This is a genomic window from Devosia sp. LjRoot16 (assembly GCF_964252795.1).
GTDB lineage: Bacteria > Pseudomonadota > Alphaproteobacteria > Rhizobiales > Devosiaceae > Devosia_A.
In genome coordinates this window covers 289848-313160 of the sequence record NZ_CAXUPH020000001.1, presented here as the reverse complement: position 1 = coordinate 313160, position 23313 = coordinate 289848, and the positions used below count along the sequence as shown (strand labels likewise).

17 protein-coding genes are annotated in these 23313 nt (G+C 66.6%); 10 read left to right on the top strand and 7 right to left on the bottom strand.

Translation table 11 applies throughout. The features are described from left to right. Together ACSQ23_RS01470 and ACSQ23_RS01465 are read left to right on the top strand one after the other, a co-directional pair. Window positions 1-726, top strand: coding sequence for a class I SAM-dependent methyltransferase (locus ACSQ23_RS01470; RefSeq protein WP_436089470.1), 726 nt, complete (start codon window positions 1-3; stop codon window positions 724-726). Beyond that, the gene (locus tag ACSQ23_RS01465; RefSeq protein WP_436089469.1) at window positions 716-1897 is read left to right on the top strand and encodes an NAD(P)/FAD-dependent oxidoreductase; all 1182 of its coding nucleotides are present in this window, start codon (window positions 716-718) and stop codon (window positions 1895-1897) included. The genes ACSQ23_RS01470 and ACSQ23_RS01465 overlap by 11 nt, the downstream gene beginning before the upstream one ends. A gap of 13 nt (window positions 1898-1910) precedes the next feature. Here ACSQ23_RS01465 and ACSQ23_RS01460 read toward each other — a convergent pair whose 3' ends face one another. After that, complete coding sequence (locus ACSQ23_RS01460; RefSeq protein ID WP_436089468.1) at window positions 1911-2930, bottom strand: LacI family DNA-binding transcriptional regulator; 1020 nt, start codon at window positions 2928-2930, stop codon at window positions 1911-1913. A 196-nt stretch (window positions 2931-3126) separates the two neighbouring features. Between ACSQ23_RS01460 and ACSQ23_RS01455 the strand changes: the two genes are divergently transcribed. From ACSQ23_RS01455 to ACSQ23_RS01435, 5 genes are all read left to right on the top strand, one after another. Continuing rightward, a complete protein-coding gene (locus ACSQ23_RS01455; RefSeq protein WP_436089467.1) occupies window positions 3127-5223 on the top strand; it encodes a beta-galactosidase in 2097 nt (698 codons plus the stop codon). Between the two features lie 202 nt (window positions 5224-5425). Next, window positions 5426-6334, top strand: coding sequence for a carbohydrate ABC transporter permease (locus ACSQ23_RS01450; protein WP_436089466.1), 909 nt, complete (start codon window positions 5426-5428; stop codon window positions 6332-6334). Continuing rightward, window positions 6334-7212 (top strand): carbohydrate ABC transporter permease, encoded by an 879-nt coding sequence (locus ACSQ23_RS01445; RefSeq protein ID WP_436089465.1) that lies wholly within the window; start codon window positions 6334-6336, stop codon window positions 7210-7212. The genes ACSQ23_RS01450 and ACSQ23_RS01445 overlap by 1 nt, the downstream gene beginning before the upstream one ends. Window positions 7213-7286: 74 nt before the next feature. Next, window positions 7287-8591: an ABC transporter substrate-binding protein gene (locus ACSQ23_RS01440; protein ID WP_436089464.1), complete on the top strand. Its 1305-nt coding sequence runs from the start codon at window positions 7287-7289 to the stop codon at window positions 8589-8591. A gap of 170 nt (window positions 8592-8761) precedes the next feature. Beyond that, the gene (locus ACSQ23_RS01435; RefSeq protein ID WP_436089463.1) at window positions 8762-10099 is read left to right on the top strand and encodes a GH1 family beta-glucosidase; all 1338 of its coding nucleotides are present in this window, start codon (window positions 8762-8764) and stop codon (window positions 10097-10099) included. A 205-nt stretch (window positions 10100-10304) separates the two neighbouring features. Here ACSQ23_RS01435 and ACSQ23_RS01430 read toward each other — a convergent pair whose 3' ends face one another. The 6 genes from ACSQ23_RS01430 to ACSQ23_RS01405 all read right to left on the bottom strand — a co-directional run bounded on the left by ACSQ23_RS01430 (window position 10305) and on the right by ACSQ23_RS01405 (window position 16560). Next, a complete protein-coding gene (locus ACSQ23_RS01430) occupies window positions 10305-11051 on the bottom strand; it encodes a GntR family transcriptional regulator (protein WP_436089462.1) in 747 nt (248 codons plus the stop codon). Window positions 11052-11064: 13 nt separating this feature from the next. Next, entirely contained in the window at window positions 11065-11952 is an 888-nt protein-coding gene (locus tag ACSQ23_RS01425) for a carbohydrate ABC transporter permease (RefSeq protein WP_436089461.1), read from the bottom strand. 7 nt (window positions 11953-11959) lie between these two features. Beyond that, entirely contained in the window at window positions 11960-12904 is a 945-nt protein-coding gene (locus ACSQ23_RS01420; RefSeq protein WP_055885744.1) for a carbohydrate ABC transporter permease, read from the bottom strand. A 63-nt stretch (window positions 12905-12967) separates the two neighbouring features. After that, window positions 12968-14206 (bottom strand): ABC transporter substrate-binding protein, encoded by a 1239-nt coding sequence (locus ACSQ23_RS01415; protein ID WP_436089460.1) that lies wholly within the window; start codon window positions 14204-14206, stop codon window positions 12968-12970. Window positions 14207-14239: 33 nt separating this feature from the next. Further along, window positions 14240-15328: an ABC transporter ATP-binding protein gene (locus ACSQ23_RS01410; RefSeq protein ID WP_436089459.1), complete on the bottom strand. Its 1089-nt coding sequence runs from the start codon at window positions 15326-15328 to the stop codon at window positions 14240-14242. An 8-nt stretch (window positions 15329-15336) separates the two neighbouring features. Beyond that, entirely contained in the window at window positions 15337-16560 is a 1224-nt protein-coding gene (locus ACSQ23_RS01405; RefSeq protein ID WP_436089458.1) for an enolase C-terminal domain-like protein, read from the bottom strand. 226 nt (window positions 16561-16786) lie between these two features. On the opposite strand from ACSQ23_RS01405, the gene ACSQ23_RS01400 reads away from it, so the two are divergent. Genes ACSQ23_RS01400 through ACSQ23_RS01390 form a run of 3 tightly spaced genes read left to right on the top strand, consistent with a single transcriptional unit; the run spans window position 16787 to window position 23198 of the window. After that, window positions 16787-17884 (top strand): lactonase family protein, encoded by a 1098-nt coding sequence (locus ACSQ23_RS01400; RefSeq protein ID WP_436089457.1) that lies wholly within the window; start codon window positions 16787-16789, stop codon window positions 17882-17884. Between the two features lie 36 nt (window positions 17885-17920). After that, complete coding sequence (locus ACSQ23_RS01395; protein ID WP_436089456.1) at window positions 17921-20536, top strand: hypothetical protein; 2616 nt, start codon at window positions 17921-17923, stop codon at window positions 20534-20536. 25 nt (window positions 20537-20561) lie between these two features. Then, window positions 20562-23198, top strand: a complete 2637-nt coding sequence (locus ACSQ23_RS01390; protein ID WP_436089455.1) for a glycoside hydrolase family 38 C-terminal domain-containing protein — start codon at window positions 20562-20564, stop codon at window positions 23196-23198. Window positions 23199-23313: the final 115 nt, after the last annotated feature.

Sequence of the window (23313 nt, the reverse complement as noted above, 5' to 3'; positions counted from 1 at the left end):
ATGGCCGGGATGCCGGTGCGCCACTTGTCGCCGGAACTGCTCGATCAGCTGCCGGCGAGCGATCCCGAGGCGATCGGCTCCCGCCGCGACCTGGCCCGGATCAACGCCATCATGTTTCAGGCGGCGATCATGTGCCGGCGCCTGCGGCGTGACCTGCAGCGGCCGCCGCGGCGCATTCTCGAGATCGGCTGCGGCGATGGCGGCTTCATGCTCGCGGTGCTGAAACGCATGCGGCGGCACTGGCCGGGCGGCGAGATCGTGCTGCTCGACCAGCAGGACCTGGTGCCGCCCCCGCGACTGGGCGCATACGCCGCGCTCGGCTGGCAGGTTGAGACGGTGACCGCCGATGCGCTCGTGTGGATGGAACAGTCCCCGAGCACCGGGTTCGATCTCGTCACCGCCAATCTGTTCCTGCATCACTTTGCCGAGGCCGGGCTGACGCGGTTGCTGGCGGCCGCAGCCCGGCTCGCGCCGGTGTTCGTTGCAACCGAGCCGAGCCGGAACGCTGCCGCACTCGCCGCGACCGGGCTGCTGCGCGCCATCGGCGCCAACGCCGTGACGCTGCACGATGCGGCCGCCAGTGTCCGCGCCGGTTTTGCCGGGCAGGAACTCTCTCGATTGTGGCCCGGCGGCCAGGCGATGACGGCTCGGGAGGGGATGGTCGGGTTGTTCACCCATGTCTTCTCCGCGCGCTCCACACCTCCGGTGCTGCACAATGAGATATGACGCGGTCATCATCGGAGGCGGGCCGTCCGGGGCCTCGGCCGCTATCGCCCTGGCATCCCAGGGGCGCGCCGTCGCTCTTGTCGAAAGGAGCGCATTTCCGCGCAACAAGGTGTGCGGCGAGTTCATCTCCCCGGTGAACCTGGCATTGCTCGACCGGCTGGGTGTCGGCGAACGGGTACGCGCTCTCGCCGGCCCCGAGATCCGCCGCCTTGCCCTGTTCGCCGCCGGACCCAGCATCGAAGCCCGGATGCCGCGCGGCCAGGCCGACGCCTTTGGCCGCGCGCTCGGTCGCGACGTGCTCGACCTGCTGCTGCTCGATGCGGCCGCGGCGGCCGGGGCTACGCTGCTGCAGCCCTGGCAGGCCACGGCCGCGGTTCGCGACGGCGGCGATATGGCCGTCAGCATCGAGCGCTCCGGGGAACGGCGCATCCTGCTGGCGCCGGTGCTTATCGTTGCCCATGGCTCGTGGGAGGCAGGCGGGCTCCCGAGCCAGCCGAAGCGGCCGCACCTCCCGTCGGATTTCCTCGGCTTCAAGGCGCATTTTCGCGGCTCCGCGCTGCCGCCCGACCTGATGCCGTTGCTGGCCTTCCCCGGCGGCTATGGCGGCATGGTCTGGGCCGACCAGGGCCGCATGTCGCTCTCGTGCTGCATTCGCCGCGACCGGCTCGATGCTATCCGGGCGGCACAGCGTGGCTTGCCGGCAGGCGAAGCAGTGTTCCGGCACATCACAGCAGCCTGCCCGAGCGTCGCCGAGGTCCTGCAGGACGCCACGCTCGATGGGGGATGGCTGGCCGCCGGTCCGATCCGGCCCGGTATTCGCGACTGCTACGCGCATGACATTTTCAGCGTCGGTAACGTCGCCGGCGAATCCCACCCGATCATTGCCGAAGGCATTTCCATGGCGCTGCAATCGGGCTGGTTGCTGGCATCGGAACTGGCGCGCGTCGCCGAGTGGAGCAGGGCCGGGCGGGAACTCGCCGGGCAGCGCTACGCGGCCGCCTGGCACAAACAGTTCCCGCTGCGCATCCTCACTGCGTCGGTGCTGGCCGGCCTCGCCACCCGCCCGCTCACCGCCGGCCTGATGCACCGCTTCGTCAGCGCCTTCCCGGCGAGCCTGTTCGTCGGCGCGCGGCTCAGCGGCAAGGTTACGCCGGTGCCCGGCATCGGCTGACCAGGTAACCGGCTCAGCCGGGCGCTCGCGCCGTGCTGGCGCGCACCACCAGCACCGGCAGCAACGGGTCTGCCTCGAGCGGCGGCTCGCCGTTGATGCGGACCAGCACCGCCTCGATGCAGCGCCGGCCCAGCGCGGCGAAATCCTGCCGCATGGTGGTGAGCGGCGGGATGAAATAGGCGGCCTCCGGCACGTCGTCGAAGCCGACCACGCTGAACTCCTCGGGGACCCGCCGGCCGCTCTCGTGCAGTGCCAGCAGCACCCCCTGCGCCATCCGGTCATTGGCGACGTAGGCCGCGGTGAACTCGCGATTGGCAGCGATCTCGAGGCCCGCGCGATAGCCGCTCGCTGCCGACCAGTCACCCACCACCGGCTCCACTGCCACGAGGCCTGCCTCGCCCAGCGCCTTGCGCCAGCCATGAATGCGCGAGTCCGAGACGGTGAACCCGGCGGGGCCGGCGACATGCGCGATCGCGGTGTGGCCGAGCTCGATCAGGTGCCGGGTGGCGAGGCGCGAGCCTTCCACCGAGTCGGTCATGATCGAGGTGTGTTCGCCGGTATCGACCGAGCTCAGCGTCACCACCGGCACATTGTCGAACGACATGAACGCCGCGCTGGCCGAGACGTCCTGCGGCGCGATCATCACGATGCCCTCGACGGCCTGGCTGGCGAGCCGCTGCAGCGCGTCCGAAATGGTGCGGTAGTTGGACTCGGGCAGGCTGACGATCGACACCGCGTAGCCGGCCTCGCGCGCCGCCTGCTCGACTGCCCACAGCGCGCTCGCCGGTCCGAAGCTCAGGTAATCGGTGGCCACCACCCCGATGGTGCGCGACCGGCTGGTGGCGAGGGTCCGCGCCGCGATATTGGGCCGGTAGTCGAGGCTGTCGATCGCCTGCAGCACCCGCTGCCGCGTGTCGGCCTTGATGAAGGCATAGTCGTTCAGCACCCGCGACACCGTCTGCGGCGAGACTCGCGCCAGCCGCGCCACATCCATCATTGTCGGCGCGCGCGCCTTGCTGTCCGGTCGTGCCATCGGCTACCTTTCGTTATCGCAAACAATATGCACGCCGCCATGCTGACGCAAGCCGGACATCCGGTGTTGCCGGTGGAAGTGGCACGATGACTGTCCTTATCCGGATCGTCCGCGAGTCGTATTGACATCAGAATTGTTTGCGCAAACAATTTGTCCCAATGGCGCGACCAACCGCGTCTCCACGAGGGAGTGAGGCGTGGAATCGAAGTCAGGGCTCCGGATCGGGGACCGCATCCTGTTTGGCGCCGCCTATTACCCGGAGTACCAGCCGGTCGAGCGCCTGGCCGAGGATTTCCGCCTGATGCGGGAAGCCGGCTTCAACCTGATCCGCGTCGGCGAGTCGGTGTGGAGCACCTGGGAGCCGCGCGAAAGCGAGTTCGAGCTCGAGTGGCTGCAGCCGGTGCTCGATGGCGCCCACGCGCATGGCATCTCGGTGGTGCTCGGCACCCCGACCTACGCCGTGCCGCCCTGGCTGATGCTCAAGCACCCCGAGATCGCGGCGGAACAGAAGACTGGCGTGCGCGTGCCATGGGGCGCCCGGCAGGAGACCGATTGCTCGCATCCGGTATTCCGCCACTATGCCGAGCGCATCATCCGCGCCGTGGTCGGCCGCTATGCTGCCCACCCGGCCGTAGTCGGCTTCCAGGTCGACAACGAGCCCGGCCAGCAGGTGCCGCACAACACCCATGTCTTCTCCGGCTTCAAACGCTGGCTGCTCGAAAAGTACAATGGCGTCGAGGCCATCAACCAGGCCTGGAACCTCACCCATTGGGCACACCGGCTGAACGATATCGACGAGCTGTGGGTGCCCGACGGCAACCACGTGCCGCAATACGATCTGGCCTGGCGGCGCTATCAGGCTGAACTGACCACCGAGTACATCGCTTGGCAGACGGCGATCGTCCGCGAATACGCCACGCCCGACCAGTTCATCACCACCTGCATCGACCCGATGCGGCCTGCGGTCGATGACCGCGCCATCGGCGCCACCGGTGACGTCATCGCCTCCAACCAGTACCTCGCCACCCAGGACCAGCTCGGTCCCGACATCGTCGGCGACTACGCCTTCCCGCCGTCCGGCAGCTGGGCGCCGTTCTTCATTTCCGATCGCACCTGGGCCATCGGCCAGCAGCGCTTCATGGTCACCGAGACCAATGCCACCAGCGTCGGTTTTCCCTGGTTCAACTATCCTGCCTTCGATGGCCAGTGGCGGCAGGTCGCCTGGGCGATGATCGCCCGCGGCGCCCGCGCCGTCGAATATTGGCACTGGCATACCATGCACGGCTCCTGGGAGACATTCTGGGGCGGCGTGCTGCCGCATAGCTTCGTGCCCGGCCGGGTTTACGAGCAGATTGCAGCGCTTGGCCGCGAGATCCAGCGGGCAGGGCAGGCGGTCGAAGGCCTCGTGCCCGACGCGACGACCGGGCTGTTGTTCTCGATGCCCACCCGCTGGGCCTTCGAATACCACCCGCCGATGCAGGACCCGGGCGTCAAACCCGAGAAACAGGGGCCGCCGGATCGCGCCGCCTATGAGCGCATCGTCTATCGCTTCTATGGCGGGCTGAACCGCGCCGGCCATCAGGTCCGGGTGATGCACGCTGCCGATTTCGAGATCACTGATCCCAAGATACTCGCGGCCGAACTGCCGGTGCTCGTGGTGCCGGCGCTCTATCTCGCCTCCGACGCGCTGATCGCCAACTTAACCGCCTATGCGGCGGCGGGCGGTCATCTCGTCCTCGGAATCCGCACCGGCTATGCCGACGAGATCGGGCGGCCGAAACTGGACCGGCAGCCGGCCGGCCTCGCTGCCGCCGCCGGCGCCTGGTACGACGAGTTCAGCAACCTGGTGCAGCCGCTCGCGGTCAGCGGCGACATCGCGGGCGCCGCCGAGGGCCTCGTCGAAGGCCTCATCGCGGATGGTGCAACGGTGCTCGCCAGCTATCAGCATCCGCATTTCGGCCGCTGGCCCGCCGCCACTACGCACCGGCACGGCGCCGGCCGCGTCACTTATCTCGGCAGCTTCCCCGACCTCGACCTCGCCGAGTCGCTGGCGCGATGGCTGGCGCCGGATCACCCCTGGGCCGACCAGCTCGTCCCCGGCGCGCTGACCGTCCACGGCGCCACCAATGCCGCGGGCGAGCGGCTGTGGTTCGTGCACAATTTCGGCTGGGAGGCTCGGAGCGTCGCACCCCCGATGCCGGTGGAGGACGTACTGAGCGGCGCGCCGGTCGAGCTGTTGGAACTCGGGCCCTGGGACGTGCGCGTGCTGCGCGAGCGCGGGGCAGGGCGATGAGGGCGGTGTTCCTCCCTGCCAAGGGTTCGGAGTGCTTGGCACCCCCCTCCCCAACCCTCCCCGCAAGGGGGAGGGTGCCCGCCGGTGTGTGGGGCACAACCTCGCCAAGTTCGCCGCCCTGCACCCTCCCCCTTGCGGGGAGGGTTGGGGAGGGGGGCGGGAGCCCGCGAGCTGGCGAGTTCAGCATGGACGGGTGGCAAGATTGACCGCCCCCACCACCGTCCACCGCCCCAAAGCCAAAGCGCGCGCTTCGGTCACCGCCTATCTCTTTCTCGCGCCGTTCATCGCGGTGTTCGCGATCAGCGTGGTGATCCCGCTCGGCTACGCCATCGTCATCAGCTTTTTCAGGAAGCAAATGGTCGGCGGCACGGTGTTCGTCGGGCTCGGCAATTATGTGCGCGCCTTCGGCGATGCGCTGCTGCATGACGGCGTGCTGCGGGTGCTGCTGTTCTTCTTCCTGCAGGTGCCGATCATGCTGGCGGTTGCCATGTTCGTGGCGCTGGCCATCGACAGTGGCCGCCTCGCCGGCAGCCGTATTGTCCGCATCGGGCTGTTCCTCCCCTATGCCGTGCCGGCGGTGGTTGCGGCGCTGATGTGGGGCTACATCTTCGGCGGCCAGTTCGGCCTCGCCGGCCAGGTATTCGGCTTTTTCGGCGCGACGGCGCCGGATTTCCTCGGCCCCGGGCTGATGCTGGGCAGCGTCGGCAATGTCGTGACCTGGTCGTTCGTCGGCTACAACATGCTGATCTTTTACGCCGCTTTGCGCGCCGTGCCGACCGAGGTCTACGAGGCCGCCGATATCGACGGCGCCGGCGAGTGGCGCAAGGCCTTCTCGATCAAGCTGCCGGCGCTCCGTCCCGCACTGACCCTGGCGCTGATCTTTTCGGTGATCGGCAGCCTGCAGCTCTTCAACGAGCCGAGCATCCTGCAGGCGGTGCGGCCCAGCGTCATCACCACCAACTGGACGCCCAACCTCTATGCCTACAACCTGGCCTTCACCGGCAGCCAGACCAACTATGCCGCGGCGATCGCCGTGATCCTCGGCGGCTTCACTGTCGCCATCGCCTATGTCGTGCAACTCGGCATCGCCCGCCGGGATCGGCTGATCTGATGGCGACAACCGAAACCACCGGCCTCAAGGCGCGCAAGTCCGTGGTGCTCAGCATCGTCCTGTGGATGCTGCTCGCCTATTTCATGCTGCCGCTCTGCTGGCTGCTGGTGAACGCCACCAAGTCCAATGTCGATCTGTTCGCCACCTTCGGCCTCGCCTTCGCGCCGAGCTTTGCGCTGTTCGACAATATCCAGAGCCTCTTCGCCTTCCAGGACGGCATTTTCCTGCGCTGGTTCGGCAACACCATCCTCTATGCCGTGGTCGGGGCCGGCGGCGCCGCGGTGATCGCCGCGATGGGCGGCTACGCACTGGCGAAGTTCGATTTCCACGGCCGCCGCGGCGTGCTGATGGCGGTGCTCGGCGCGAGCGCCGTGCCCGGCACGGCGCTCGCCGTCCCCACTTACATGCTGTTCAGCCAGTGGGGCCTGATCAACACCGAGCTGGCGGTGATCATCCCGGCTTTGGCCAGCCCCTTCGGGCTGTTCCTGATGCTGGTCTACGCCCAGGATGCGGTACCGGATTCGATGATCGAGGCCGCCCGCATCGATGGGGCCGGCGAGGCGCGGATTTTCTGGACCATTGCGCTGCCGCTGCTGGCGCCCGGCTTCGTCACCGTGCTGCTGTTCCAGCTGGTCGCCACCTGGAACAACTATTTCCTGCCGCTGATCGTCCTCAATCAGTCCGACAAGTTCCCGCTCACCGTGGGGCTGAGCCTCTGGAACAAGCTGGCCAATGCCGGCGGGGTCAATCTCGCGCAGCCGCTCTATCCGCTGGTGATCACCGGCTCGCTCCTCGCAGTGCTGCCGCTGATCGTCGCCTTCCTGTTCCTGCAGCGCCACTGGCAGTCCGGCATCGCCGCCGGCGGGGTCAAGCAATGAGCGCGCTTCCAATCCCCCGCACCATCCGGCGCGGGGCGCCAACGACGACAACAATGACAAAGGGAGAAGTCATTATGATCGGAAAAAAGACCGGCAGCCTTATCCGGGCTGCCCTCGCCGCCGGGATCGCGGCAGCGGCCCTGTTCGCCGGCGCCGCCAACGCCCAGGAGCCGGTCCAGATCACCTTCTGGACCTGGCTGCCCGACATCCAGAAGACCGTCGACCTGTTCGAGGCTGGTCACCCCAACATCAAGGTGAAGGTGGAAAATGTCGGCGTCGGCGCCGACCAGTATACCAAGATCCAGAACGCCGTGGACGCCGGCTCCGGCGGCCCCGACGTCGCCCACATGACCTATGACGCGATCCCCAACTTCGCCCTCACCGGCGCGCTCGCCGATGTCACCAAGCATGGCGGCGAGAGCGTGCGCGAGCTGTTCCTGCCCGGCGTGGTCGGGCTGGTCGACATCAATGGCGGCATCTACGGCATCCCGCAGGATTTTGGTCCGGGCGTGATGTATTATAGGAAGGACGTGTTCGATGAAGCCGGCGTCGCGGTGCCGCGCACCTGGGCCGAGTTCGCCGCCGCCGGCGAAGCGATCCACGCCAAGAACCCCGAGCATTTCATCACCTTCATCGATCCGGCTCTGGTCGATGCCGCCTATATGGGGCTGTGGCAGCTCGGCGCCGCACCGTGGAGCCTCGAAGGCGGCACCAACGTGACGCTCGATTTTAACTCCGACAAGGCCAGGCAATGGGCCGACTACTGGACCGATCTCAACGCCAAGGGGCTGACGATCGAATCCGTCATGGGCTCGGACGCCTGGTTCAAGCAGTTGGGCGCCGGCCAGATGGCCACCTGGGTGGTCGGGGCCTGGGGCCTCCAGGCGCTCACCGGAGTGCTGCCGCAGAACGAAGGCCTGTGGCGGGTCGCACCGCAGCCGGTGTGGAACGAGGGCGATGTCGGCACCAGCCAGTTCGGCGGCTCCGGCACGGTGATCCTCGAGCAGAGCGCCAACAAACAAGCGGCGGTCGAGTTCGCGCTGTGGATGAACAGCAGCCCGGAAGGCGTCACGTCCCTGAAGAACGATCAGGGGCTGCTGCCCACCACCAATGCTGCCTGGGAAGACCCAGGATTCCTCGATGAGGAAATCGCCTATCTCGGCGGCCAGAAGGCCCGCCAGATCTTTGCCGAGTCGGCCAAGAACTCGGTGGTTGGCTGGAGCTGGCTGCCGTTCCAGCCTTATGTCGGCAGCGTCTACAAGGACACCGTTGGCCAGGCCATCTCGGGCAAGACCAGCATCGCCGAAGGTCTTGCGGCCTGGCAGAAGCGCATCGCCGACTACGCCACCGAGCAAGGTTTTACGGTCACGGCGAAGTAAGCCTGCACACACGGGGGCTTCCGCTCCATCGTCTCCCTCCCCTCAGGGCGCTACCGCGTCCCCTTCCGGGGAGGGGACAGGGGTGGGGGTCCGCGCGCACCAGCGTCGCGGTTCTCTCCCACTCACCTCCGTTCATCCATCCCCCTCCCGTTTCACAGGACGGTTCTGCTTTGCCCAAAATTCTGCTGCCCCAGGACTTCACCTTTGGCGTCGCCACCAGCGCCTATCAGATCGAGGGCGCCTGGAACGAGGATGGCAAGGGTCCCTCGATCTGGGACACGTTCACCCAGACCCCCGGCAAGGTGGCAGGCGATGTCTCCGGCAATCGCGGCGTCGAGCACTACCGGCGCTATCGCGAGGATGTCGGCCTGATGCGCGAGCTCGGCATCGAGAGCTATCGCTTCTCGCTCAGCTGGTCGCGGCTGATGCCCGAGGGAACCGGCCGGGTGAACCAGGCCGGCGTCGATTTCTATTCACGGCTGATCGATGAACTGCTGGAGCAGGGCATCGCCCCCAATGTCACGCTCTACCACTGGGACCTGCCGCAGGCGCTCGAGGATCGTGGCGGCTGGGTGACGCGCGACGTCGTCGGCTGGTTCGGCGACTATGCGGCGCTGGTGTTCGACAGCTACGGCGATCGCGTCCGCCGCTGGGCAACGCTTAACGAACCGATCTCCATCTGGGTCGGCTACGGCATGGGTGCCTTCGCTCCCGGCCGCACCGACGAGAAGGCGGCGCGACAGGCGATGCACCATGCGCTGCTGGCGCATGGCCGCGGCGTCGAAGCGTTCCGCGCTGCCGGCAGTCCGGGGGAGATCGGCATCGTCCTCGATATCTGGCAGCGCCACCCGGCGACCGACAAGCCCGAGGACAAGGCTCTAGCCGACCAGGACGAGGATAACGGCTTCCGTTTCTTCCTCGATCCGTTGCTCGGCGGCGGCTACAGCGAGCGTCTCACCCAGCGGCTCAGCGCCGAGGGCGCCATGCCCGAGCTCGAGGCCGGCGACCTCGAGCTGATCGCCACGCCGATCGACTATATCGGGCTCAACGTCTACTCGCGCGTCGTGGTCAGCGCCGAGCACTACAACCCGAAATGGTGGGTCGCCGACGAGTGGCACCCGGGCGGCAACTTCCTCGATAACGGCATGGAGTTCTACCCCAAGGCCGTCTACGACGCGATCGTCATGGTCAAGACCGACTACGGCTTCGACCGCCCGATCTTCATTACCGAGAACGGCGTCTCCGACGGCAAGACCCTGGCCGACCCACTGCAGGACGATGAGCGCATCGCCTATGTCGGGGCCTTCCTCGAATGGATCGCCAAGGCGATCGACGAAGGCGCCGACGTGCGCGGCTACTACCTCTGGTCGCTGCTCGACAACTACGAATGGGCCGCCGCCTACACCCAGAAATTCGGCATCGTCCACGTCGACCTCGACACCATGCAGCGGACGCCCAAGAAGTCGGCGCTGTGGTACCGCGATGTGATCAAGCGGCGCGGGGTTTAGTTGCTCCCCGCACTGGGGGAGACGGCGCCGCGCGCGTGGCTAGCTCGGTGTGGGAAGACTACCCCCCACCCTGTCCCTCCCCCGCAAGGGGGGAGGAGACCAAAACACTGACGCCGGTGAGAGCGTCTCCCTCCCCCTTGCGGGGAGGGGACAGGGGTGGGGGTGCTCTTCCCGCACCGGCCTATCATCGGGTTCGAACCCCGACCTACGTCTCCACCCCAGCCGCTTCGCGCACGAAATACTCCGGATGCGCCGAGCGGATCACGTCGAGTTCGTGCATCACCGAGGCGAGGTGCACGGTCATGCTTTCGTCGGCGCCTTTGGCGTCGTGCGCCTGCAGCCGCGCCAGGATTTCCTCGTGCTCGCCGACGATAAAATACATGTGCTCCTGGCTGAGCAGCGACAGCCGGCGGATGCGGTCCATGTGGAACTTGGCTTCGCGCACATCGTCCCAGATCGTCTCGAACCCGGCTGCCTTGGCAATCAGGGAGTGGAAGCGGTCGTCCGACTGCAAAAAGTCCTGGTCGTCGCCAAGCCCGGCAAAGGTCTGCTGCAGGACGATCTCGCGCTTGAGGAGCGCCGCGATTTCCGGCGTCAGCCGCTCGGCGGCAAGCCGGGCGAGCGGGCGCTCCAGCGCCTCGCGGATGAAGCGCGATTTGGCGATCAGGTTCTCGCTCAGCGGCGAAACGATGGTGCCGCGCTGCGGCAGGATTTCCACCAGCCCGCGCCGTGCCAGCCTGGCAAAGGCCTCGCGCACCGGCGTGCGGCTGACCCCGAACTCGGCGGCGAGCCGCGCTTCGGAGAGTTCCTGGAACGGCGGCAGTTGCATATCGAGGATCTGCTGCATCAGCCGGTCATAGACCTGGCTCGCCATCGAGCCGCCATCCTGCCGCGTGCCGTAGCTGGCATCGCCACCGAACTCCGTCGCCGATATCCCCTTGGGGGCTTTCATGGTCGTTCCGCCGTCATTTGGTCCCCAGCTGCAATCCTGCCATGAAGTACTTCCGCAGGGCGATGAACAGCAAGACCGTCGGGATACTCGAAATCAGCGTCGCGGTAATCACCACATTGGGCCCGAGCGTCGAATAGGTGCCCTGCAGCGATTGCAGCGCCACCATGATCGAGCGCACCTCGATGCCGTTGGCGAGGATCGAGGAGAACAGCAGGTCGTTCCAGATGAAGGTGAATTGCAGCAGGAACAGCGCGATCAGCGGTCCCATCGCGTTGGGCACGATCATCGAGGTGAACACCCGCCATTCGCTGGCGCCCTCGATCCGCGCCGCCTCGTCGACCTCGCGGGTGATCGCCGAGAACGAGTTCCTGAGCACCAGCAGCGGGAACGGAATGCAGATCGCCACATAGACCAGCAGCATGCCGAACCAGGTGTTGACCAGTCCAAGCCGCTGATAACCGAACAGCAGCGGCACCAGGTACATCTGGAACGGGAACAGCGTGCCGGTGAAGATCAGCATGAACCAGCCGTTCGACCCGAGCAGGTGCAGCCGGGTCATGCCGTAGGCCGCCGCCGCGGCAAACGAAACCGACAGCACGGCGCCGACCAGTGCGTAGCTGAACGAGTTCATCGCCGCCTGGCCGAGGTTGGCGATGGTCCAGGCCTGCACCACGTTGTCGGCGAGCGGCGCGACGCTGTCCGGCAGCTCCAGCACACCCTTCTTGGCGTATTCCTCGGAGGTCTTGAAGATGGTGACGAACAGGTAATAAAGCGGCGTCAGGTAGGCGATGGTGAGCGCCAGGATCGGGAGCACCAGCCAGCGGCCACCTTGCCGCTGCGCGCGCTTTTCCTTGGCGATCAGGCCCGAGATAAACGCCTTGTCGGTGATGTCGACTGCCATGATCTGCCTACCGGATGTTCTTGCTGACGCGCGCCTGCACCACGGCGAGCAGCGCGCTGACGGTGATCACCATGGCGCCCAGCACCACGGCGACGGCCGAGCCATAGGCCCAGGCGCCGTTGGAGAAGCTCTCGTAATACATGTAGACCGCCAAGGAGAGCGTGCGCTTGCCGGGGAATGAGGTCGCCATCACCCAGAGCAGGTCGAAGGTGGTGAAGCCCGCGGCAACGTTGAGAATGGTCACCACCAGCACCGTCGGCAGCAGCAGCGGCCAGACGATGTGGCGGAAAATCTGGAAGTTCGACGCGCCATCGACCCGCGCCGCTTCGATCGGGTCCTTGGGAATGGCGGCGAGCCCGAGCAGCAGCAGCACCATGGTGATGCCGACGGTCTGCCAGACGAACGTGACGATCACCGAGCCGGTGATGGTCGCCGGATCGTAGAGCCAGCCGAAATCGAACGGCGTGCCGGTGATCCCGGAGACAGCCGAGTTGAGCACCCCGCGCGGCGCGTAGACATAGTACCAGATGGCGGCAACCGCGGTCGGCGCCAGCACGCGCGGCAGGAAGAACAGGCTCTTGAAGGTTTCCTGGAACGGGATGTTGCGCAAGAGCAGCGCCAGCCCGAGGCCGACCGCCAGCGGGAACACCACGGCGCCGACCACCCAGACCGCGGTATTGGCCAGCGCTTCCGAAAAGTACGGCAGGCGGAACAGCCGCGCGTAATTATTGAAGCCGGCGAACTGGTCGAGCCCGGTAAACTTCTGCCACTTGGTGAAGCTCAGGATGACGTTGAACACCACCGGCGTCAGCAGGAACAGCGTCACCATGAGCACCGCCGGGGCGATGAACAGCCAGGCGATGCGGGTCTGCTGCCAGGCGACCCGCCGCTCGCGCTGGCGCGCTTCCTTCAACACTTGCGGCGAGAGCAGGGCCGAGGCGGTGGCGATCATCCGAGACGCTCCAATCGAAGGACCGGCCGCGCCCGAAAGCGCGACCGGCTGGGAGGAACCTGCTTACTTGCTGGCCCAGTAGTCGGCGTTGATGGTCTGCATGGTCTTCATCGACTCGGCCGCCTGTTCGGGGGTCGGGTTGAACATGAAGGCGCCCATGGCCGCGACCAGGTCACCCTGGATCTGCGACGGCACGGCTTCCCACCAGCGCACCAGCGCTCGCGGCTTGGCGGCTGCCACCATGTCCTTGTTGGCCTGGATGGTGGCGTTCGGCGCGGCAGCCTTGAGGTTGCCGTTGTAGACCTGGATCTTGGTACCGAGCGCGTTCGAGGCATCGACGCCCATCATCGACTGCACGGCCTTGGCGAGTTCGGGGTTGGCATCGAGCGCTGCCTTCGAGACGACGATCGGCGAGGCTTCGACGATCACCGACTGCTGCACATCCGGCGACAGCGACGGCATCAGGAAGGTCTTGAAGTCCTTGCCCGGCTCCATCCCGGCTTCGGCGAACGAGCCCGAGTGCCAGTCGCCGATCAGATACATGGCGGCCGTGCCATCGACGAAGAACTTCTGGTCGTCCTGCTCGCGCGGATCGGTGAAGTACCCCTTGGCATACATCTCGCCCCACACCTTGAAGGCGTTCTGCACGGCCGGGCCGTCATAGGGGACGGTGCCGTCGGTCAGCCCGACAAAGGCGTCCGGATCGCCGCCCAGCACCAACTGGCTGAACCAGATGAACGGCATCCAGCCGCCCGAGGTCGGGCCGTTGAACGGGGTGTAGCCCGCCGCCTTCAGCTTGTCGGCGTCGGTCATCAGCTCTTCCCAGGTGGTGGGAGGGGCCGCGATGCCGGCCTTCTCGAAGGCCGCAGTATTGTAGAACACCACCCAGTTGGCGACGTTCAGCAGCACGCCATAGGGCTTGCCGTCGACGCTGACCAGCTCGCGCTGCGCCTCCGAATAGTCGCCATTGGCGATGGCGGCGTCCCAGTTGGCGCTGAGGTCGGCGGGAATGCCCGTCGCCACCAGGTCGCTCAGCTGCTGGCCATTCCACCAGGTGAAGAACGCCGGGGCATTATTGCCGGCGATCGAGGTCTGCATATAGGCCTGATACTTGTCGGTCGGGGTGATGTCCTGCACCGTGACCTTGACGCCCGCGGCGGTGCCGGCGGCATCCATCATCGCGGTGATGCCCGGATTCCACTCGGTCTTGTCCGAGTTGAGGATCAGGTCCTGAGCATACGCGGTGCCCGCCGACAGTACGGCGGCAAGGCCCGCTGCTGTAAAAGTCCTTAGTAACGACATGTCTCTCTCCCTTGTCGTTGTTCCCGCTGCGCCTTAGCGGAGCAGCGAATTCTGGCTTTCGTTGTCGAAGACGTGGACGCGCGCGCCGTCGATGCGGAACCGCACCTGCTGGTTGGGCTCAAGGGCGCGTGGGTGCTGCATGCGTGCGACGATCTCGGTCCCGCCGAGCTCGGCAAACAGCAGGCTTTCGTTGCCGAGCATCTCGGCGAAACTCACTTCGGCGCTGAAGTCGGCGCCCAGCTCCGGCCGCGTGCCGTGCCCTTCCGGCACGATATCCTCCGGCCGGATGCCCAGCGTCACCGCCGTACCCGCTGCCGGCAGGGTGAAGCGGTCGGCCGGCACCGGAATGTCGAGCCCGGACGACCGGATGGTATTGCCCGGCCCGACTTCGGCCTTCAGCATGTTCATCGAGGGTGCGCCCATGAAGCCGGCAACGAACATGTTGGCCGGACGTTCGAACACCTCGAGCGGCGTGCCGATCTGTGCCACGCGGCCGTCGTTCAGCACCACGATCTTGTCGGCCAGCGTCATCGCTTCGACCTGGTCATGCGTGACGAACACCACCGTGGCGCCGAGCTGGCGCTGCAGCCGCTTGATCTCGATACGGGTCTGGTTGCGGAGCTTGGCGTCGAGGTTGGAAAGCGGTTCGTCGAACAGGAACACCTTTGGCTCGCGCACCATGGCGCGGCCGATGGCGACGCGCTGCCGCTGCCCGCCGGAGAGCTGGCTCGGCCGGCGATCCATATAGGGGTCGAGCCCCAGCATCTTCGCCGCCTCGCCGCGGCGCCGGGCGATCTCGACCTTCGGCACCCCGCTGATACGAAGCCCGAAGCCGAGATTGTCGGAGACGCTCATGTGCGGGTAGAGCGCGTAGGACTGGAACACCATCGAGATGCCGCGATCCCGCGACGGCAGGTCGTTGACCAGCTTGCCGTCGATCTTCAACTCGCCATGCGAGATGGTTTCGAGCCCGGCGATCATCCGCAGGATCGTCGATTTGCCGCAGCCGGAGGGCCCGACCAGCACCACGAAAGTGCCGTCCTCGATGTCGAGGTCGACGCCCTTGATGGCGACGAACTCGCCGTAGATCTTGATGATATCCCGGAGGGTAACGGTTGCCATGGCGCCTCTTATCGTCCGGCTGGGTCGGCGTAGCGCATCTCGGGCTGGATCGAGTACCAGTCCGGGCGCTGCGGATCGCGGTCATAGGTGTAGCCGCCGACCTCGCGGTAATAGGCGGCGTACTGGGCGAGCTTGTCGCGGTCGACCTCGACGCCGAGCCCCGGCCCCTTGGGCAGCGCGATCTCGCCGTCGACATATTTGAGCTTGCCGCCGACGATGATGTCGTCGAGCAGGTGGTGGTAATGCGCGTCGGCGGCAAAGCTCATGTTGGGCAGCGCTGCGCCGAGATGCAGCATCGAGGCAAGCTGGATGCCGAGCTCGCCCGAAGAATGGACGCTGGCGCCGAACTGGAAGGTTTCGAGCACCTGGCCCGCCTTGTAGGCCTGCCGCAACCCGCCCCAGAACGTCGTGTCGAGGAGGATCACATCCACCGCGTCATGCTTGATGCAGGCGGCGAGCTGCTCGAAATTCACCACCACGGTGTTGGTGGCGGTGGGAATGGAAATCCGGTCGCGCAACCGCCGCATCCCCTCGAGCCCGAAGCATGGGTCCTCGAAATAGTCGTTGCGGATGTGCTCGATTTCCTTGGCCACCCAGATCGACTCCTCGACCGACCACACCGAATTGGGGTCGAGCCGGAAGCGGTCGCCGGGGAGCGCCTCGGCAATCGCCGAGAACACTTCGACGTCATGCTCTGGAGCGAACACGCCGCCCTTCAGCTTGTGCGACTTGAAGCCATGCAGTTGCTTCTGCCGCTTGGCTTCTGCCACCAGCGCATCGGCCGAGAACTCATCGCCAAACCCCTGCTCTTCGTTGCCGTAGCGATAGAACAGGTAGCTCGCGAACGGGATCGACTCGCGCAGCGCCCCGCCGATCAGGTCGCAGGCGCGGATGCCCAGCGCCTTGCCGGCCACGTCCATGCAGGCCATCTCGAGCGCCGCATGCACCTGCATGCGTGAATTGTAGAGGCTGGCCACCGGGTTCATGATCTTCCAGCGCAGCTGTTCGAGCTGCAGCGGGTCATGCCCCTTCAGGTAAGGCAGCAGCCCTTTGACTGCCGCTTCGGCACTCTCGCCGCCACCGCCGAGCTCGCCCCAGCCGGAAATCCCTTCGTCCGTCACTACCTCGACGATGGTGCGCACGAACCGCCCCCAATGGGCGCCCGACGCATGCCGCAGCGGCGCCTCGAGCGGCACGGCGACGGTGGTGGCCTTGATGTCGACAATCTTCATTCGGGTGCAGCTTTCGGCGTTTCGAACGGGCAGGGCGGTGGTTCGCTGATCGATCCGGGTGCTGCTTTTGTCGCATTCCGCATCGGTGTCGTCCGCCCTTGCCAAGACGTTGTAGGTCTACCATACTAGTTGTGTCAATTGCCTTCGATCCTGTTCCAAACGAACGGGCTTGGCAAGCGTCGATCGGGCGCGAGGGGGCAATGACGGGGAAAGCGGGAGGGACGTCGTGCCGATTTACGCATTCACCGGGAGCCTGACCCGTGCCATGCCGCAATACGGCGCGGCCAATGGCGCGGGCATTTCCCGGCTGAGCTTCGACGACGAAACCGGCCGGCTGAGTGCAGTGGATCTGGTCGGCGGCGTCGACGACACCGCCTGGCTGGTGACCGACGCGGCGCGTGGCCGGCTCTATTCGACTTGCGAGATCACCGGCACCCGCGAGAGCGCCATCGCCACCTACGCCGTGGAGGCGGGCGGCTTGCGGCTGATCAACCGCCAGCCGACGCGCGGCAACGAGGCCTGCCACGCCAGCCTCTCGACCGACGGAAAATTCCTGCTGGTCGCCAACTACAATGGCGCCAACCCCGAGGGATGGCCCGACGCGGCGCTCAGCGTCTTTCCCATCGCCAGCGACGGCTCGCTCGGCGCCGCCGTCGCCAGTGTCCGCCATACCGGCAGCGGTCCCAACGCGGCGCGCCAGACCACCGCACACGCCCATTGCGTCGTCCCGGCACCGGCAGGGGACATCGTCTATGTCGCCGATCTCGGCATCGACAGGCTCGTTGCCTACAGGCTCGGCGCCGATGGCAGTTTGAGCCCCGAGCCGTCTCGCGATTTTACGCTGCCGCCCGGTCTCGGCCCGCGCCACCTGGTGTTCTCGGCCGATGGCAGCGCCATCTTCATGGTCAGCGAACTGATCCCCACTGTGGTCAGCCTCGTCGTCGATCCAAGAACCGGCGCCCTGACCCAGCGCGACAGCTTCACCATCCCCTCGCTCGATGGCGGCATCGTCCAGCCATCAGGCATCGTGCTCAGCGCCGATGGCCGGCACCTGTTCGTCGGCTTGCGCGTCTGCAACGACATCCTGGCGCTCGGCATCGACGACGCCACCGGCAAGCTCACCCAGACCGGCCGCCGGCCGAGCGGCGGCACGACCCCGCGTGATCTCGCCTTCTCACCCTCGGGCCGGCACCTCGTGGTCGCCAACCAGGATTCCGATCGGCTGACGGTGTTCGCCGTCGATCACGCCACCGGCACCCTGTCCGAACCCCTGCAGCACTTCGATGTCGGCACGCCGATGTCGGTCAAACTCGCCGCCTTCTAGGCGGCTCCCCCTTCACCCCGTTCATCAGAGCCACCCATGATCAACGAAATCCTCTTCGTCCATCACAGCCATACCGACATCGGCTACACCCATCCGCAGCCGGTGGTGATGGAGCTGCACCGCCGCTTCATCGACGAGGCGCTCGATATCGCCGAGCGCACGGCCGATTACCCCGATGACGCCAAATTCCGCTGGACCTGCGAGGTTACCGGCGGAACCATGGATTGGTGGGTGCATGCCGGGAATGCCGACCGCGACCGCTTCCTCGCCGCGGTGAAGCGCGGGCAGATCGAAGTCGCCGGCATGGGCTGGCACATGACCCCGCTGATGGACCATTCGATGGTCCTCGATGTGCTGAAGCCGCTGAAATTCTTCCGCGAGCTCGGCATCCCGGTGCGCTCGGCGATGAACACCGACGTCAACGGCTTGCCCTGGGGCGTCGTCGATGCGCTGCTCGACCATGGCATCACCGGCATCTCGATGGCGATCAACGAGCACTATGGGCATGCGCTGAAGCCCTGGCCGCGCGCCTTCAACTGGCAGGCGCCGGGCGGCCGCAGCATCACCGCCTATAACGGCTTCATCTACGGCGTGACCTCGGATCGCAGCCTGCAGATCCCGACCAACATGGAAGAGGCTCGGGCCCGGGTGCCACGCTGGGCCAGGAAGTGGGAGGCGACCGGTTATCCGCATCCCTTCCTGATGATGCAGATCACCAACGTCCGCTACCACGACAACGGCTCGCCGCAGGCGGCGCTGCCCGATTTCATCCGCAACTTCAATGAAGGCAACGCCTCGACCGGCGGCATCAAGCTCAGGCTCGGGACGATCAGCGAGTTCTTCGACCGTGTCCGCCAGCAGCCGGCCGACACCATGCAGACGCTGCGTGGCGATTGGACCGACTGGTGGAATTTCGGCGCCAGCTCCACCGCGCACGAAACCGCCCAGGCGATGCGTGGCCAGCGCGACCTCGATGCCGCGACAGGCCTCGACGCCTGGCACCCGACCGAGGCGCCGCGCCGCCGCGCCATGCTGCACGATGTCGCCCGCCAGGGCCTCGCGCTCTATGCCGAGCACACCTGGGGCGCCGACCGCTCGATCACCCAGCCATACTCGCCCGAAACCCGCACCCAGCAGTTGCTGAAGCTCGCGACTGTCGCCGAAGGCGCCAGCGTCGCCCGCATGCTGCGCCGCGACGGCCTCGAACGCCTCGGCATCGAGGCCGGCGGCGACGAGCCGACGCTGCTGGTCTACAACCCGCACGGCTTTGCGGTGAAGCAGTCGGTGCGGCTGCCTTACCTGCCGCCGATGACAGATGCGCCCGATCCCAAGCGCGGCTTCGGGCTCGAGGATCTGGTCCCCACCGGCCCCTCGTCGCACCGCATCCAGCGCCAGGACGTGGTGACCTCCGACCTGCCTGAGCATGGCGCCTATTACACCGCGCCGATCGAGATCCCTCCGCTGAGCTATGTCACTATCCCGGCCGCCAAGGCCGCGGTGATGCCCAATGGCAAGCTCGCGGCCAGGGATGGCGTGCTGTCGAACGCTCGCCTTACCGTCAGCCTCGACGCCAAGGGCGGGCTGACCTCGCTCAAGCTCGACGGCACCGAGTATGCCGGCGCCGCGACCGAGCATCTGAAGTTCGGCGTGCCGGTGCTGGAGCGCGTCGCCTCCGGCATCCGCACCGACATGTTCGGCCAGCCCGATCTCGAGTCGCCCGATTGGCACCTCGCCTGGCATCGCGACTGGCAGGCTGAGCGCTTCGACGGCAAGCTGGTCGGCAGCAGCGAGGCGGTCGAGCGCGGCAATGCCCGCATCGTCCAGAGCTTCGAGCTGCCCAATGGCGACAAGGTCGACGTGCTCTACCGCCTCGTCGGCGATGAACCGGTGTTGCATGTCGAGGCCACGGTCAAGAAGCAACCGATCGTCGAACCGCACGCCATCTACCTGCCCATGCCGACGGCGCTCGCCGAGGGCTGGGACGCGCATTACGAGACTGGCGGCGCCGTCGCTAAGCTCGACGACGAGCAACTGCCCTATGCCAGCCGCCACTATATCACCGCGCAGCGCTTCATCCGCATCGGCGATGCCAAGTCCGAAGTGACGGTCGCCTGCCCGGATGCGCCGCTCTGGCAAGTGGGCGGTTACACTTTCGGCCGTTTCGGCGATCCGGATGGCCGCGTCACCCGCGAACGCCCGACGCTGGTGGCCTGGCTCACCAACAACTACTGGAGCACCAATTTCCAGGCCGACCAGGGTGGCCAGACCAAGTACCGCTTTACGGTGTTGCCGGCGCCGCGTCGTGAGCTCGGCGCCTCGGCCCAGGCGGCGCTGAGCTATGCCCAGCCGCTGGCGACCCATGTCTACGCTGAACGCGGACCGGTCCGCAGCACGGCGGCGAGCCTGCTGACGCTCGACCTCGGCACGGCACTGCTGACGCGGCTCGAAGCCGACGGCAACGGCGTGGCGATCACCGTGCTCAACCCCGGCGATATCGAGGTGCAGGCAAAGGTCGGGGCCGGCAGTTTCAAGCCCGGCAAGGCCAGCCGCACGCCGCTCTCGGGTGGTGCCGGTGAAGCCCTGCCGGTCAGCGGTGGCGCCGTCGCCTTCACCGTCGCACCGCGCGCCTGGACCCGCATCGCCCTGAGCTAAGTCTACTCTCTGGAGGAGAAACCCCGTGAGCAAGATCAAGACGATCTACATCTGCAACCACGCCCACACCGATATCGGCTTCACCGACTATCAGGAGCTGGCGCTCCGCCAGCACGGCGAGTTCGTCGGCCAGGCGCTCGATCTGATCGAGGCCACCGACCGCTATCCGGCCGAAGCGCAGTACCGCTGGACCGTCGAGACCACCGGGCCGTTCCTCCGCTACCTCCGGCAGGCGAGCCCCGCCGAGGTGGCCCGCTTCCGCCATTGGCACGAGCAGGGCCGCATCGACATCGCCGGCATGCAGTACAACATGACGCCGCTGCTCAATGTCGAGCAGATGCACCGCTCGCTTTATCCGCTGCGGGCGCTGCGCGACGAGTTCGGCTTTAATGTCGAGGCCGCCATGCAGGACGACGTCAACGGCGTGAGCTGGCTCTATGCCGACCTGCTCGCCGAGCTCGGAATCAAGTTCTACACCGCCGCCATCAACCCGATCCGTGGCGCCCGCCCCAAGCCGTTCCCAGGCGCCTTCCGCTGGGAGGGTCCGAGCGGCAAGCAGGTGCTGGCCTGGAACGGCTACCACTACCTGTTCGGCCGCAGCCAGGCCGGCCTCGGCAACTGGGATCTGGTCGATCGCCTGCTGCCACGCTGGATCGACGAGCTCGAGAACGAGGCGAGCTATCCGTTCGATTTCCTCTACTGCGAATCCACCCACCCGGTGCGCGTCGACAACGGTCCGCCCGATGCCCGCATGCCGGATTTCGTCCGCCGCTGGAATGATGAGCGTAAGAACGTCCGCATGGAGTTCATCACCGTCACCGATTTCGGCCGACTGCTCGAAGGCAAATACGCCAAGGTCATCGGCACGCAGCGCGGCGACTGGACCGATCACTGGGCCGACGGGGTCGGCTCCTCGGCCTTCGAGGTCGGCGTCAACCGGGCCGCGCACGAGATCGTCGGCATCGGCGAAGCGCTCGAAGCCTGGCGCCGCAGCAAGGGACAGGGCGACTGGAATGCCGACCGGGCTGCCGACATCTACGAGTCGATGACGCTGTTCGACGAGCACACCTGGGGCGCCTATTCCTCGGTCGAAGCGCCGCATTCGCTGTTCAGCCAGGCGCAGTGGAACCGCAAGGCGGGTTTCGCCTACACCGCCGCGATGGAAGGCCACGGCACCGTCGCCAAGGCTGCCAATGCGCTGGCGGCGCCGCTCGGTACGAAGGGGCCGGAAGGCATCTTCAACCTCGGCAACCTCGATCCCAACGAAGCCTTCAAGGCCTCGGGGATCGATGAAGTGCTGGTGTTCAACACGCTGCCCTGGGAGCGGAAGGTCATCGTCGAGGAGCCCGAGCCGCGCGGCGGCGCCGCGCCGGTCGGCATGCTCGATACCTTCTTCAACCGCCGCAGCACCTGGGGCGGTCCGCGTCCCTATCCCGAGATCCGTCGCGTCGCCGGCACCGTCCCGCCGATGGGCTATGCCTTCCTCGATCTCAAACAGGGCGTCCCCGCTGGCGACCTCAAGGCCAATGGCGATACCATCGAGAACCGCCATTATCGCATCCGCATCGACGGCAAGACCGGCGCCATTGCCGAGCTGTTCGACAAGGCGCAGGGCCACGATTTCGCCGGCAAGTACCAGGGCTGGGGGCCGGGAGAGTATGTCTACGAGACGGTGGACTCTCCCGACGATCGCCTGGCCATCGCCGATATCAGCTTCGACAAGCCGGAGTTCTTCACCGGCCACAAGGACACGCCCTGGAAGCGCGAAACCGCCACTAAGGTGACGCTCGATGCGGCGAAGATTTTCGAAGGCCGCGCCTCGATCACAGTCCACATCGAAGCACCCGGCGTCTCCGCCGCGACCGTGGTCTATGCGCTCGATGCCGATACCAAATGCGTCGTCGTCGACTGGAGCATCGACAAGCTCGAGCATGCCGACGCCGAAGCGGTGTTCGTCGCCTTCCCGTTCAACCTCGGCAAGCCGGATTTCTTGCTCGATCTCAACGGCATCCCTGCCGTGCCCAATGCCGACCAGCTCGATGGCGCCGCCAAGGACTGGTACCCGGTGGGACGCTGGGTCGATGTCAGCGACAAGCAACGCGGCGTCACGGTGGTGCCGCTCGACGCACCGCTGGTGCATCTGGGTGGCATCACCACCGGCAAGTGGAACCGCACGCTCGAGCCCGAAGGCCCGACCATCATGAGCTGGGCGCTCAACAACCACTGGCTGGTGAACTTCAAGTCGGCGCAATCCGGCCGCATCCCGCTGCGCTATCGCCTCATCACGCATGAAGGTCCGGCCGATGCAGCCGCCGCGGCGAAGTTCGCCGCCGAAGTCGCGACCCCGCCGGTGGCAATGCGCGACATCAAGCCGACGGGCAAGCTGAGCGACAGCTTCTTCGGCACCGACGAGACATCACCGGTGCTCGTGACTGCCAAGCCCGGCGAGGACAGCGGCTGGGTGGCGCTGCGCCTGCAGAACCTCTCGGCCAAGCCGGCGAGGCAGACCGTCACCTTCACCGGCAACCCGGCCGCGGCTCGCAGCGCCGACCCGATCGAGCACCCGGGGGCGGCGCTGGAGCTCAACGGCAAGGCACTGACGGTGGAGGTGCAGGCGCGGGGCATCAGGACTGTGCTGGTGCGGTTTACGCCGGAGGGGTGAGGGTCGGCCTGTTGGGCTGTATCGTGCCCCACGCGCCGAACGGCACCTCCCCCCTTGTGGGGGAGGTTGGGAGGGGGGAGCCCCAAGCGCCGGCATCGCGCTGGTTGTTCACACC